This is a genomic window from Chloroflexota bacterium, from assembly GCA_020850535.1.
GTDB lineage: Bacteria > Chloroflexota > UBA6077 > UBA6077 > JACCZL01 > JADZEM01.
Genome location: JADZEM010000220.1, coordinates 1 through 12,391 on the forward strand (window position 1 = coordinate 1; position 12,391 = coordinate 12,391).

General features: G+C 69.6%; 11 protein-coding genes. 2 read left to right on the forward strand and 9 right to left on the reverse strand.

Going from position 1 to position 12,391, the window contains the following annotated elements:
* Positions 1-602: 602 nt before the first annotated feature.
* On the reverse strand, positions 603-2,606 hold the full coding sequence (locus tag IT306_30715) for a glycosyltransferase family 39 protein (GenBank protein ID MCC7372825.1): 2,004 nt from the start codon (positions 2,604-2,606) through the stop codon (positions 603-605).
* Positions 2,607-2,634: 28 nt separating this feature from the next.
* On the reverse strand, positions 2,635-3,411 hold the full coding sequence (locus tag IT306_30720; GenBank protein MCC7372826.1) for a biotin--[acetyl-CoA-carboxylase] ligase: 777 nt from the start codon (positions 3,409-3,411) through the stop codon (positions 2,635-2,637).
* Between the two features lie 62 nt (positions 3,412-3,473).
* On the opposite strand from IT306_30720, the gene IT306_30725 reads away from it, so the two are divergent.
* Both IT306_30725 and IT306_30730 read left to right on the forward strand, forming a co-directional pair.
* A complete protein-coding gene (locus IT306_30725) occupies positions 3,474-4,079 on the forward strand; it encodes a non-canonical purine NTP pyrophosphatase (GenBank protein ID MCC7372827.1) in 606 nt (201 codons plus the stop codon).
* 133 nt (positions 4,080-4,212) lie between these two features.
* Positions 4,213-5,499, forward strand: a complete 1,287-nt coding sequence (locus IT306_30730; protein ID MCC7372828.1) for a PQQ-dependent sugar dehydrogenase — start codon at positions 4,213-4,215, stop codon at positions 5,497-5,499.
* A gap of 73 nt (positions 5,500-5,572) precedes the next feature.
* Here the strand turns inward: IT306_30730 and IT306_30735 are convergent, their stop codons facing one another.
* From IT306_30735 to IT306_30765, 7 genes are all read right to left on the reverse strand, one after another.
* Positions 5,573-5,902 (reverse strand): hypothetical protein, encoded by a 330-nt coding sequence (locus tag IT306_30735; protein ID MCC7372829.1) that lies wholly within the window; start codon positions 5,900-5,902, stop codon positions 5,573-5,575.
* 3 nt (positions 5,903-5,905) lie between these two features.
* Positions 5,906-6,721 (reverse strand): glycosyltransferase family 2 protein, encoded by an 816-nt coding sequence (locus IT306_30740; protein MCC7372830.1) that lies wholly within the window; start codon positions 6,719-6,721, stop codon positions 5,906-5,908.
* Positions 6,721-7,932 (reverse strand): gliding motility-associated C-terminal domain-containing protein, encoded by a 1,212-nt coding sequence (locus IT306_30745; protein MCC7372831.1) that lies wholly within the window; start codon positions 7,930-7,932, stop codon positions 6,721-6,723. The genes IT306_30740 and IT306_30745 overlap by 1 nt, the downstream gene beginning before the upstream one ends.
* Before the next feature lie 4 nt (positions 7,933-7,936).
* On the reverse strand, positions 7,937-8,875 hold the full coding sequence (locus IT306_30750; protein ID MCC7372832.1) for a TIGR03560 family F420-dependent LLM class oxidoreductase: 939 nt from the start codon (positions 8,873-8,875) through the stop codon (positions 7,937-7,939).
* A gap of 71 nt (positions 8,876-8,946) precedes the next feature.
* Positions 8,947-10,221: an ABC transporter substrate-binding protein gene (locus IT306_30755; protein MCC7372833.1), complete on the reverse strand. Its 1,275-nt coding sequence runs from the start codon at positions 10,219-10,221 to the stop codon at positions 8,947-8,949.
* 111 nt (positions 10,222-10,332) lie between these two features.
* Positions 10,333-11,130: an ATP-binding cassette domain-containing protein gene (locus IT306_30760; GenBank protein MCC7372834.1), complete on the reverse strand. Its 798-nt coding sequence runs from the start codon at positions 11,128-11,130 to the stop codon at positions 10,333-10,335.
* Positions 11,127-12,035, reverse strand: coding sequence for an ABC transporter permease (locus IT306_30765; GenBank protein ID MCC7372835.1), 909 nt, complete (start codon positions 12,033-12,035; stop codon positions 11,127-11,129). The genes IT306_30760 and IT306_30765 overlap by 4 nt, the downstream gene beginning before the upstream one ends.
* Positions 12,036-12,391 lie beyond the last annotated feature (356 nt).

Below are 12,391 nucleotides of genomic sequence, written 5' to 3' on the forward strand. Positions count from 1 at the left end.
GGCGGTCGGGGGTTGAAAGCCCCGCCTACAGTCATTCCGTCGCTGCGCGACGGAGACCGGGAACGGCCGGCACTGGTGAGACTGGCGCGTCGCGCAGCGACTGCAGGATCGTAGGCGGGGCTTTCAATACCCGAAGACGCGGCACGACGACATCTACATGCAATCGCCCTGGCGCTGCCCTCAGGGCGATTGCATGTTCATTGGTGTCCCCGGAGCATCATGGAACGGGCGGTCGGGGGTTGAAACCCCCGCCTACAGTCATTCAGTCGCTGCGCGACGGCCGTTGGGAACGGCAGGCACTGGTGCGACTGGAGCGTCGCGCAGCGACTGCAGGATCGTAGGCGGGGCTTTCAAGCCCCGACGCGGCGGCACGACGACATCAACATGCAATCGCCCTGGCGTCTGCCTTCCTCATGCCCGGCCAAGGGTGATTGCCCGTTGGGCGGGTCGTGCAGCGTCGTCGAGGCTTTCAACCTCCGACTGCCCGTTTCATGGCGTTGCAGAAACATCAACGAACGTGCACTCGCCCTGAAACTGCGCCCAGCTCGTTCGCTGTTGCCGGCCCGGCGGCCGCCACGCGCGACTCGCTCGCGGTCACGTGGTCACCGCAGCACCGTGACGTCGCCGAGGCTCAGCTCCTCGCGTGACGGCAGCGCCTCGGCTCCAGCACGTGCGGTCACCCGGGCCGGGCCAGCGTTCGGCCGCGGCAGCCCGATGGTCAGCGTGTACTCGCCGGGCGGCACGTCGTCCACCAGGAGCCGCATCGTCTGCACCTGCCACTGACCAGACTTCCAGGTATGCAGCTCCTGAGAGCCCTCTCCGATCTTCCACTGGCCTTCCCAGGCCGTATCGCCCGAGGCATCCCGCAGACGAGTGATCAGCGCATGTTCGGGTGCGCGATCCTGGGTCGCCTCGAGCATCAGCGTGAGATCGACCCGCGAACCGGTCTTGATCGTCCGGCTCTCCAGGTCGTATCCGAGCAGCAAGGCCGGCCCAAGCGTCACATCGGTCTGCTGCGCCAGACTGCCAAGCATCGCCGCGCGGGCGGCCGTCAGATCGACACCCGGGGCCACGTACACCCGCCGATACCGGTTCGGCCGCCGCTGGACGTACCCTTTGACGAGCACGTACTCACGGTCGGCCCAGGTCAGGTAGCGCTGAACGCCGCCCAGGTGGTCGTCGGTCAGCACCAGCACCCTGGCGTCGAAGCGGCGGGTGTCGGCAATCGCCTGATCGGCGCTCAACGCCCGCGCCCCGATCCGGCTGATCGAGAGGTCGGCGAGCGGCGGAGGCACGAGCCGCCCGGTCACCATCGCGAGATAGGCGTCATCCACGACCACGAACTGATCCGGCCCAGCCGCGGCCTGCACGATGGCGAGATCGTCGGCGTAGCGCCTCATGTCCGAGCCGGCGTGACGGTAGACGATCGAGCGCGTCTCGGCGGCGAGGCCCGGAGCCTGCGCCAGCACGATCAGCGCGGCCACACCCGCGACGCCGCCAGCGGCCAGTTGCACGGGGGCGCGCGAGCCGAACCCCAACCTCGCCACCTCGGCGAACCCTGTGCCGGCAAGGATCGCCAGCGGCGGCAGCAGGTAGGTGACGTGCTTCGGCCAGAGCGGCGAGTAGACCAACAGCGCGCCGGCGGCTCCGACCGTCCAGGCCAGCACGGCGATCCCGAGCGGTGGTCGTCTGACGAGCGTCACCACACCGCCGAGCAGCGCCGCCAGCCAGACGCCGAGACTGTCGCGCTGGAGCTCTTGCGCGACGATCTGACCGTTGGCGAGCATGTCCCAGCCACGAGCGGCCCGCGCCCCGACCCGGTAGGCCACGACCTGCTCGTAGACGACCTGCGGCCCGATGGCGACGATTGCGAGCGCACAGACCGCAAGCCCGACCGTCGTGTAGATGCCCAGATCGGTCAGCCGCGCAGGCCACGAACGCGCTCGCTCGCCGGCCGAGGCCGCCGGTGGCGCAAGAATCAGCACCAGCGCACCGAAACCGGCGACCGCCGCCATCGGCTTGGCGAGCGTCCCGACCGCCAGCAGCACGACCGATCCGATCAGCCAGCCGCGCCCGCCGGCCTGACGGTACCGCACGAGCAGCGCCAGGCCGAGGGCGGTCGGCGCAAGCGAGGGCTGCTCGACGAACGCCAGCCGCGAGTTCTCGAGGAAGACCGGGCTGACCGCCAGCACGAGACCCGTCGCGATGCCCGCGAGCGGCCCGGCGAGGCTGCGCGCCAGCACGGCCGATGCACCCAGGGCCAGCAGGCTCGCCAGGACCGCCGTCAGCCGCCCAACGACGATGTCTGGCCCGAGCAGCGCCGTTAGCGGGTAGAACAGCCAGAGCGAGAGCGGCCCTTGCGAAGCGTAGATCTCTGAGACGGGCTTGAAGCCGGCGGCCAGCAGCCGGAGCTGGACGCCCCGGATCCCCTCGTCCGAGAGGTCGGTCGGGTCGGCAAGGCCCGGCAGGCGCACGGCAACGGCCAGCGCGAGGACGCCTGCCAGCAGCGCGGCCTCGGCGAGACGCCCCACCGGCAGCATGCTCGGCCGTTCGGGCGCGCGGCCAACTCTCGCCCCGTCGGCCGCCGCGCTCACCGGCGCCGCCACGCCTCGCCTCGTCGCCTGGGACCGGCGCTCACAGCAGCACCTCGCCAGCCACCACCCGCCGGATGCCGCCATCGGTCAGCCGGAGCAACAGCGTACCGTCGCGCTCGCCGCCGAGCACCGTGCCGGTCAGCTCCTGCTCGCCCTCGCGGACGCGGACCCGCTGATCGCGACCCCAGAGCCGCCCGTTCCAGGCCTGCCAGAGCGCGTCGGTCTTCAGGTGACGGTCGTCGCGCAGCCAGGAGTCCAGCCGCTCGACGATCAGGGCCAGCAGCTCGCCCCGGTGGACCTGACGCCCGGCCTGGATCGAGAGCGAGGTGGCGTTCGGCAGCTCGGCCAGCTCTTCCGAGTCGAGGTTCACGTTGATCCCGAACCCGACGATCACGGTCTGTTCGCGGCCGTCGCTGCTCGCTTCGGCCAGCACGCCCATGGTCTTCTGGCCGTCCAACATCACGTCGTTCGGCCACTTGATGGCCGGTTCCAGCGCCAGCAGCCGCTCGATGGCCTCGCAGACCGACACCGCGACGAGCACCGTGTAGGTGTGCGGCGGCGCGGCCGGCCGACGCAGCAGGACGGTCGTCAGCAGCCCGGCGTACGGCGGGCAGACCCAGACCCGTCCCTGCCGTCCTCGTCCCTGCGACTGGTAGTCGGTCACGAACAACGTGCGATCCGGCCAGCCCCCGCGGGCCGCCTCGCGCGCCAGATCCATCGTGGATTCGACGCTCGGCTCGTGCAGAACGTGCCAGCCCGACGGCAGCACGACCCGTTCAAGGAACGGTCCCAGTTGGTCGTCGGCGCGTCCCGGCATGACGAGAGCGGAGTATACAGGCTGGCGTTCGACGTGGTCCGTCCCGTACCCTCGCCTACGCTATGGGACGTGAGCTGCCGCTGCTGCTGCTCGGCACGACCAGCCAGGGCAAGATCCGCGAGCTGCGTGAGCTGCTGGCCGATCTGCCGGCCCGCATCGTCGTGCCGGCCGATCTCGGCATCGACCTGGATGTGGTCGAAGGCGAGACGTCGTTCGTCGCCAACGCCATGCTGAAGGCGCGGGCGTTCCGTCGAGCCAGCAAGGTACTGACCGTGGCCGAGGATTCGGGCTTCGAGGTCGACGCGCTCAACGGCGAGCCGGGCGTCATCTCGGCGCGCTGGGGCGGGACGGACTACAGCGTCAAGAATCAACTGATCGTGGACCGGCTGGCCGGCCTTCCGCCAGCGCAGCGCGCCTGCCGATACGTCACCGTGCTGGCCGTGGCCGCGCTCGACGGCAAAGTCTACCGTCGAACGGGGACGTGCGAAGGCCAGGTGGCTGAGCGCCCAGCCGGCGACGGCGGCTTCGGCTACGACCCGATCTTCTACGTCCCACAGCTCGGGAAGACGATGGCCGAGATTCCCCAGACGTTGAAGGGTACCTTCAGCCATCGTGGGCGGGCTGCCACCAAGGCGCTTCCACTGCTGCGCTTGCTCCTGGCGAAATAGGCGCATCGCCTTCCGTTCATCTCTGGCCCGGCGTTTACGAGCGGTCATATACTCCGTGAGACGCCCTTTGGCGGACGGGCGAACGACACGGATGCGCCGACACCCCCCGTCCCGCACCCACCGCGGAGCCTCTGTGCTACACCTTCAGCGAGCCTCCGGGCTGCTCTTTCTGCTCTTTCTCCTGATCGCGGCCTGTGCCCCGGCCGCCGTCCCGACCCCCACCGCGAAGCCAGCCGCACCGGCTGCGACCCAACCAGCGCCACCGGTGCAGTCCGCGCCGACGAGCGCCCCGGCCGCGGCGGCCGCCACGTCAGCGCCGGCCGCGTCTGCGGCTCGCTCGACCCCTGAGCGGGGCCGCACCGCCACCCCGACGCCTGAGCCGCCGGCCACGCCCGAGACGAAGCAGTACAACACGCCGACCCCGGTCACGCAGGTGGCGGCAGACATTACGATCCGGCCGGTCGTCGAGGGCGTCCTGGTCCCGATGGCGATGCAGTTCGCGCCGGACGGCCGGGTCTTCTTCAACGAGGTCTCGAAGGGCCTCGTCCGGATCGTGAAGGCGGATGGCACGCTCCAGGAGGAGCCGTTCGTCCAGTTGCGGGTCGCCCAGCGCAAGGAGATGGGCGCGCTCGGCCTGGCGCTGCACCCTGACTTCGCCAGGAACCACTGGGTCTACGTCTTCTACTCGCAGGCCAAGAACGACATCGGCGACCCCGAGGACAATCGCGTCGTCCGGTACACCGAGAAGGACGGCCTCGCCACCGAGCGCACGCCGATCATCCGCGATCTGCCGGCCGGCATCTGCTGCCACAACGGCGGCCGCCTCGGCTTTGGCAGGGACGGCAAGCTGTATGTGACCGTTGGAGACGTCAACCAGGACGACCGCGCCCAGAACCCGAAGCGCCTCAACGGCAAGATCCTGCGCCTGAACGACGACGGCAGCATCCCGGGCGACAATCCAGATCCGTCCTCGCCGGTCTACGCGACTGGCTTCCGCAACCCGTACGGGCTGGCATTTCACCCGGTCAGCGGCGTGCCGTACATCACCGAGAACGGCGAGGTCGGCCACGACGAGGTCAACCGGGTGGTCGCCGGCGGCAACTACGGCAACCCCGTGGCCGAAGGGTACGCCCACCAGCCCGGCTTCATCGATCCGATCTGGGAGACCGAGCGCGGGCGCATCGCGCCGAGCGGTGCGACGTTCTACACCGGCACCGCGATGCCCGAGTATGCCGGCGACTTCTTCTTCTGCTCGTACAACACCGGCGACCTGACTCGGATGCGCTTCGGCGGCCCGAACTTCGACCAGTTGCTCGAACAGGACGTGCTGGCAAAGATCTGCTACCTCGACGTGGCAGCCGCCCCGGACGGCTCGCTGTGGATCGCCGGCGTCACCAGCATCCTGCGCTTCGGCCGGTAGGCGGTCGGTTCGCGAGAGTCTCTCGGAGAGACGAGCCCCCGCGTGACATCCCCTGCCGGCGCGCCGGTCCGCTTCACCCGACGAAGCGGACCGCGCCGACAATCGTCACGAAGCACCCGACGATCATCACCAGCAGGTTCAGCCCGACCCAGGCCAGATCCGCCCAGTCCGATCCCAACCGCGACCATCCGTGCCGGTCCAGGTAGAGTAGGTCGACCGCTGCCGAGGCCGGCGCCGAGCAGATGAACAGCCCGAGCAGCACGCCGATCAGCCCATCCACCAGGACGCTGGCGCTGAGGGACCCCACCTCGTCGAGCAGGATGCCGTAGAGGACCGCCAGCAGCAGCATCGTCCAGAGCGGCTGGATGCGGCGCGACCTCGGCGGTCTGTCCTCGCTCGACATCGGTCAGGCTGGCGCGGTGGAACGCTCCCTGGCAGTGGAGGTCTGCTCCGCCCGTTTCATCCGCAGCAGCTCGCGGTAGGTCTGAAACGCCGCGTACGCCATCTCCGCGCCCAGGCGCAGCCCCAATGGTCCCTGACGAATGCCGCCCAGCTCGACAGTCCGCCGCCGAAACTCGCGGATCGGCTGCAAGACGACGCTGTGCGGACGTGGACGGATGCCATGCTCCCAGAGCGTCGCCGCCTCCAGCTTCGCGAAGCGCGCCTGCTTCTCGCGGAACTCGGTCAGCGAGTCGTAGTTTAGGTGCAGCATCGGCTCCTGGAGGATGGCGTCCGGGCCGTCCAGCGTGGCGACCTCGTGCACAGAGACGCCCTCGTCGTAGCGGGCCGCCGTGCGGCGCAGGAGGCGCAACTGCCGATCCGGCCACCAGCCGGCGTGCTTCACCCACTCCCCGGCGATCACGTTTCGGCGCGGAACCCAGCAGCCGGCCGTCTCGCCCGCCGTGGCGAGCGTCCTCCGGACCTCCTGCGCCAGGGCCGGCGTGATGCGCTCGTCGCCGTCGAGGAACAGCACCCAGTCGCTGGAGGCCAGGTCGAGGGCGGCGTTCCGCTGATTGGGCCAGCCGCGCCAGGGCCGCGTGACCACCCGCGCGCCATGCGCCTCAGCGAGAGTCACTGTCGCGTCGGTGGTGGCCGCGTCCACGATCACCAGCAGCTCGTCGGCCCAGGCCGCGCTCACGAGGCACCCTTCGATCAGCTCGGCCTCGTTCAGCGCCACGACCGCCACGGTCACGGTCGGGCCGGGCCGCTCGCGTGCGGCCATCAGTACCCGACCTCGATCCAGGTGCCGCCCAGCTTGTCGTCCTGAAACGCGATGCCCTCGTGGATCAGCCCGCCGTACAGGAAGAAGCGATTCTGGGGCGGCCCGACCATTCGGTCAAGGTTCGGACCGTGCTCCATCCTGATCCGGCCGGTGACCGTCGTCTCGGCGCCGGGCTGCAGATCGGTCCCCAGGCCCCAGCGATACGGGTACTTCGAGCCGCTGGCGGTGGGCGACCCGGCCCAGTCCACCCCGATCCGCCAGACGCCGAGCCGGTCGATCAGACCGTGCTGCTCGATGCTGGCGAAGTTGTCGAAGCTGCTGTAGGTGTAGCCCGGAGCCGGCCCGCCGGTCCGCAGCGGCACCGTCCCGACGTTCCGCACCACCGCCTCGACCGTCACCTCGTCGCCGAGCATCAGCCGCCGCGGCGTGAACGAGATCCGCAGGATGCGGGCGTCCGGCCGACCGCTCGACTGGATGGTGACCGGCACGCTGCTCAGGACCGTGTTCCCCGCGAGGTCGGTCGCCCGGATCACGAAGGTGTAGACGCCGTCTGGCAGCGGACGGTCCTTGTTCGAGCCGTCCCAGACCTCGCGGTACTCGCCCGGCTCGAGCAGCTCCTGGGTGCCGACGTAGACGCGCTGTCCCTCGGCGTTTGTCGCATAGGCGAATACCCGCGAGCGCTCCGTCAGCCGATAGGTGATGGTCGCCACGTCGTCCACGCCGTCGAAGTTCGGGGTCAGCACGGCCGGGTAGACGGCCAGCCGCTCGACGGCCGGGATCTCGGTGTCCGCGCGCTCAACCTGCAGGTCAAACGAAGCGCTCTCCAAGCGGCCGGTCGCGTCCTGCGCGGACAGCAGCAGCCGGTACGATCCGTCGCGCAGCACGCGCCGCTCGCCGGAGCGGTCCGTCAGCGGGATCGTGCCGTCGAAGGCGTGGACGTACGCCCCGGCAGCCGGACGCGGCTCGTCCTTGAGCAGATCGACCGCCGAGCCGTCTGGCAGGGCCACTGACAGCGACACCTGGGCCGCCCGGCTGAGCGTGTAGGCCAGATCGACGCGGTCGGTCGTAGACGGCGTGAGGCTGCCGCGCGATACGCTGCTGGACGCCAGCAGCCGGCCGCCGTCGCCGCACCCGAGCACGGCCAGCAGCAGCGCGACCAGCGCGAGGAGGGTAGCCCTCCGAGGCTTGCGGAGGCCCTCACGCTCGATCAAGCGCTCACCCCACCACGCGCGGGATCAGCTCGCGCGTGATCAGATCGACGTGCTCCTCCTCGGGGGCCGGCACGATCTGCAGGTAGAAGCGCTCCGCGCCCGCCTCGGCGTACGCGCGGAGCCGTTCGGCAGCCTGCTCGACACTCCCGAAGGTCATCCCGCGCCCCTGCTGCTCGGCCACCCAGTCCTCGACGGTCCCGGACAGACCGGCGTGCTTGAAGCGCATCGTCGCCCGTTTCCAGGCGTCGGCCTCGGTCAGGCCGATGCAGGTCGCCGTCATCCAGGTGTACCGCAGGCTGGCGGGGTCGCGCCCAATCGCCTCGCAGGCCGCCTTGACACGGTCGCGGCGCTCCACCCACTCGTGCACGAGGCCGCCGGTGTTGTACTCGCGGGCGTACCTGGCGGTCAGCGCCGGCGTGCGCTTCGCCCCCTTGCCACCGACGATCACTGGCATCGGCTGCTGGAGCGGCTTCGGGAAGCCGGGCGCGTTGTCCAACTGGTAGTACGCGCCGCTGAACGACGTAGACTCGGACGGCGACCAGAGGCTGGTGCAGATGTCGATCGCCTCGGTCATCCGGTCGAACCGCTCGCGGAACGAGTTGAACGGGAGACCGTAGGTCTGGTGCTCGCCCTCATACCAGCCGGCCCCGAAGCCGGCGTCGATCCGGCCGCCGCTCATCTGATCGACGGTCGCCACGATCTTCGCGAACTCGGTCGGATGGCGGAACGTCATCGGGCTGACCAGCGCCCCCAGCCTGATCCGTGAGGTCTCGCGGGCCAGTCCAGCCAGCGTCGACCATGCGTCGGTCGCGTCGAGCGTCCGCTGTCCCTGGATCGGGAGCCAGTGGTCGGACCGGAAAAGGCCGCCCCACCCGGCCGCCTCGACCTGTCGCGCCAGGGACAGGAGGCCATCGTACGAGATGCCCTCCTGTCCTTCGATCATCAGGATGAAGCTCTCTGCCGTCGCCTTGCCCAACGTTCTCGTCCCTTCCTCTCGCGCGTCGCCCCGTCAGACTACGGCTTCGGCGCAGCGATCTCGTTGTACGTCTGCTTCGCCTGCGCCATCACGTCGGCCGGGAGCATCACGCCCTGGTCGTTCGCGGCCTTGGTGTTGATCGCCAGCAGGCCGAGCGACGCCTTCTCGATCTTGATCTCGCTCATCGGCTTGCCCGAAAGGTACATGGCCGCCATCTGGCCGCTCTCGTATCCTACCTGCTCGTAGTCGATGCCGAGCGCCGCCGCCGCCCCGCGCGCCGCCGACGACGGATCGTTGGCGAAGACCGGCTTCTTGTTGTCGATAGCGACCTTCACCAGCGCCTCGAATGCCGTCACGACGGTGCTGTCGGTCGAGACGAAGAAGAGATCGATCCCCTTCTGCACGAGCGCCTGCGCGCCCTGGAGCACCTCGTCCGGCTTCGAGATCGTCTGCTCGATCAGCTCGATGCCCAGTTTGCCGGCCGCCTCGCGGGCCACGCCCGTCACCACCACCGAGTTGGCCTCCGTGGGGTTCCAGACGATCCCGAACTTCTTGGCGTTCGGGACGCACTTTCTCGCGATCTGCATCGCGTCCTCGACCGGCGGCAGCGCCTGCAAGCCCGTCACGAACGGCGGCTTGTCGGTCGGGGACTTGACGACGTCCTTGGCCGCCGCGAACGGATCGACAATCGAGTTGAAGACCAGCGGCGGCTTCCCGGTGTCTTTGATGACGTTCATCATCGCCTGGTAGGGCGGCGTCGCGATGGCCACGACGAGATCGAGGTTGGCATCGCGGAATCGCTGGGCGATGGTGTTCACCGTGCCAACGTCGGCCTGGCCGTTCTGATAGTCGATCTTGAGGTTCTGGCCGTCCTTGTAGCCGTTGTCGTCGAGCGCCTTGATGGTACCCATCCGCGCCGCGTCCAGGGCAGGATGCGACACGAACTGGATGATGCCCACCGAGAAGCTCTTGCCGGCTGGCGCCTGCCCGACGACCGAGCCGCGCGCCGGCGGCCAGGCGCCGGTGGAGGCGGCCGGCTTCGCGGCTGGCGAGGCGGCCGGAGCAGCGGTGGGCGACGCCGCCGTGGCCGGGCTTGCCGCCGGCGACGCCGAGGCTGTCGCCGGAGAAGCCGCCGCTGCTGGCGAGGCGGGAGCAGCCGGGGCGGCCGGCGATGCGGGAGCGGCCGGCTTCGGCGCTTCAGTCGGCTTGGCCGGAGCCGCGGTCGGCGCGGCAACCGGCGCGGACGGCCCGCAGGCCGCGAGCAACAGGCCAGACCATGCCAGCAGCACCGAGCGTCGAGAGAAGTGCGCCACGATCGTCCTCCTTCAGTGAGTCCAGTGCCTGCGATCCCGCCACGACGTGCGCCCACCGCGCGCTGCTTCCGCTCGCCACGAGCGGAGTCCTCGTCGCTGGCGGGACCCCGTCTACGAGGTCAACAGCAACTCGTCGTCGACCAGCGCCTGCTGGCGCGCCTCATGGAAACGACGAACGAGATCGTCCACGGTCATGCCGCGCCGTTCCTCGGCCCGCACATCGAGCGCGATCTCGCCCTGGTGAAGCATGATCGTTCGCGTGCCGAGGCGCAAGGCTTGCTGCATGTTGTGGGTCACCATCAAGGTCGTCAGGTGGTGCTCGGCCACCAGTTTCGCCGTAAGCTCCTCGATCTGCACGGCGGTGGCCGGGTCGAGCGCCGCCGTGTGCTCGTCCAGCAGCAGCACGCGCGGGCGGGCCATCGTCGCCATCAGCAGGGTCAGCGCCTGCCGCTGCCCACCCGAGAGCAGCCCGACAGGCGCTTTGAGACGGCGCTCCAGGCCAAGCCCCAGCGACTCCACCAGTGCCCCGAACTCCGCGCGCTCGCGGCTGCCCACGGCCTGGCGCAGCCCGCGAGACTGTCCGCGCCGTGCCGCCAGCGCCAGGTTCTCCTCGACGGACATGTCGGCGGCGGTGCCGTCGAGCGGATTCTGAAACACCCGGCCGACGTAGCGCGCCCGCCGATGCTCGACCGTCCGCGTGACGTCCTGATCTCCGACGATCACCCGCCCCCGCTGAGGCATCACCACCCCGGCGATGGCGTTCAGCATGGTGCTCTTACCAGCCCCGTTGGAGCCGACCACAGTGACCAGCTCGCCGTCCGGCACCGTGAAGGTCAGCCCCCGCAGCGCCTGCACCTCGTTGACGGTGCCGGCGTTGAACGTCACGACGACGCCGTCGAGCTGGATCATATGCGGGCCGGCCCGGCCACGCTGGCCGGGAGTCCTCGCGGCAGCACCAGCACCCGCAACCGCGGCACGGCCAGCGCCACCACCACGATCAGCGACGTCACAAGGCGGAGGTCGGTGGTGCTCAGGAACGGGATGAACATGGCGGCAGCCACCACCACGCGGAAGATGACCGAGCCGACGACTGCCGACAGGATCGCCATACCGATGCCGCGCGGGCGCAGCAGCGTCTCCCCGATGATGACGGCCGCTAGCCCCGACACGATCATGCCCAGGCCCATCCCCACATCAGCGTAGCCCTGGAACTGGGCCAGCAAGCCGCCGGAGAAGGCCACCAGCCCGTTCGCCAGCGCCAGCCCGACCAGCCGCATCAGGTCGGCATCGATGCCCTGGGCGCGGACCATCTTCTCGTTCTGGCCGGTCGCCCGGAGCGCCAGCCCCAGGTCGGTGTTCAGCAGCCAGTAGAGCAGCAGCCCCGCCAGCAGCGCCACGACCCCGAACACGAGGATCGCGCGGAGGTTGGCGTCGGCGAGGTACGGCCGGACGGGCGACATGACGGTCTCGACGGACAGCAGCGGCAGGTTCGCCTTGTCCTGCATCACGCGCAGATTGACGGACCACAGCCCGAGCGAGACCAGAATACCGGCCAGCAGACCGTTGATCTTGAAGTGGCTGTTGAGGACCGCTGTCGCCGCTCCGGCCACCGCGCCCGCCAGCGTTGCCACGGCCAGCGTCAGCCACGGATCCCAGCCCCGTGTCAGCAGCACGGCGGAGACCGCCGCTCCGAGCGGGAAGCTGCCGTCAACCGTCAGGTCAGGAAAGGCCAGCACGCGAAAGGTGACGAACACGCCGATGGCCGATGCGGCGAACGCCAACCCCAGCGCGACGGCCCCCAGCCAGAGATTCACGACCTACGGCTCGCGCGATCCATCGATCCCCCGTCGAATGCCCGGTGTTGACGCCCAGCTCGCATGCGGACAGCCCGAGTATCGTAGGTCGGCCAGGAGGAGCCGTCAAGCAGCCCCGATCCGTGACCAGGGCGATTGCATGTTCATTGGTGTACCCGAAGCATCAGGGAACGGGCGGTCGGGGGTTGAAACCCCCGCCTACAGTCATTCCGTCGCTGCGCGACGGAGACCGGGAACGGCAGGCACTGGTGCGACTGGAGCGTCGCGCAGCGACTGCAGGATCGTAGGCGGGGCTTTCAAGCCCCGACGCGGCGGCACGACGCGCTCAACATACGATTGCACTGGTAGCAGCATCA

Coding starts and splice junctions, on each gene's coding strand:
- IT306_30750 (MCC7372832.1), bottom strand. CDS start 8,875: ATGATCGAAGGACAGGAGGGCATCTCGTACGATGGCCTCCTGTCCCTG.
- IT306_30740 (MCC7372830.1), bottom strand. CDS start 6,721: ATGGCCGCACGCGAGCGGCCCGGCCCGACCGTGACCGTGGCGGTCGTG.
- IT306_30725 (MCC7372827.1), top strand. CDS start 3,474: ATGGGACGTGAGCTGCCGCTGCTGCTGCTCGGCACGACCAGCCAGGGC.
- IT306_30760 (MCC7372834.1), bottom strand. CDS start 11,130: ATGATCCAGCTCGACGGCGTCGTCGTGACGTTCAACGCCGGCACCGTC.
- IT306_30735 (MCC7372829.1), bottom strand. CDS start 5,902: ATGTCGAGCGAGGACAGACCGCCGAGGTCGCGCCGCATCCAGCCGCTC.
- IT306_30720 (MCC7372826.1), bottom strand. CDS start 3,411: ATGCCGGGACGCGCCGACGACCAACTGGGACCGTTCCTTGAACGGGTC.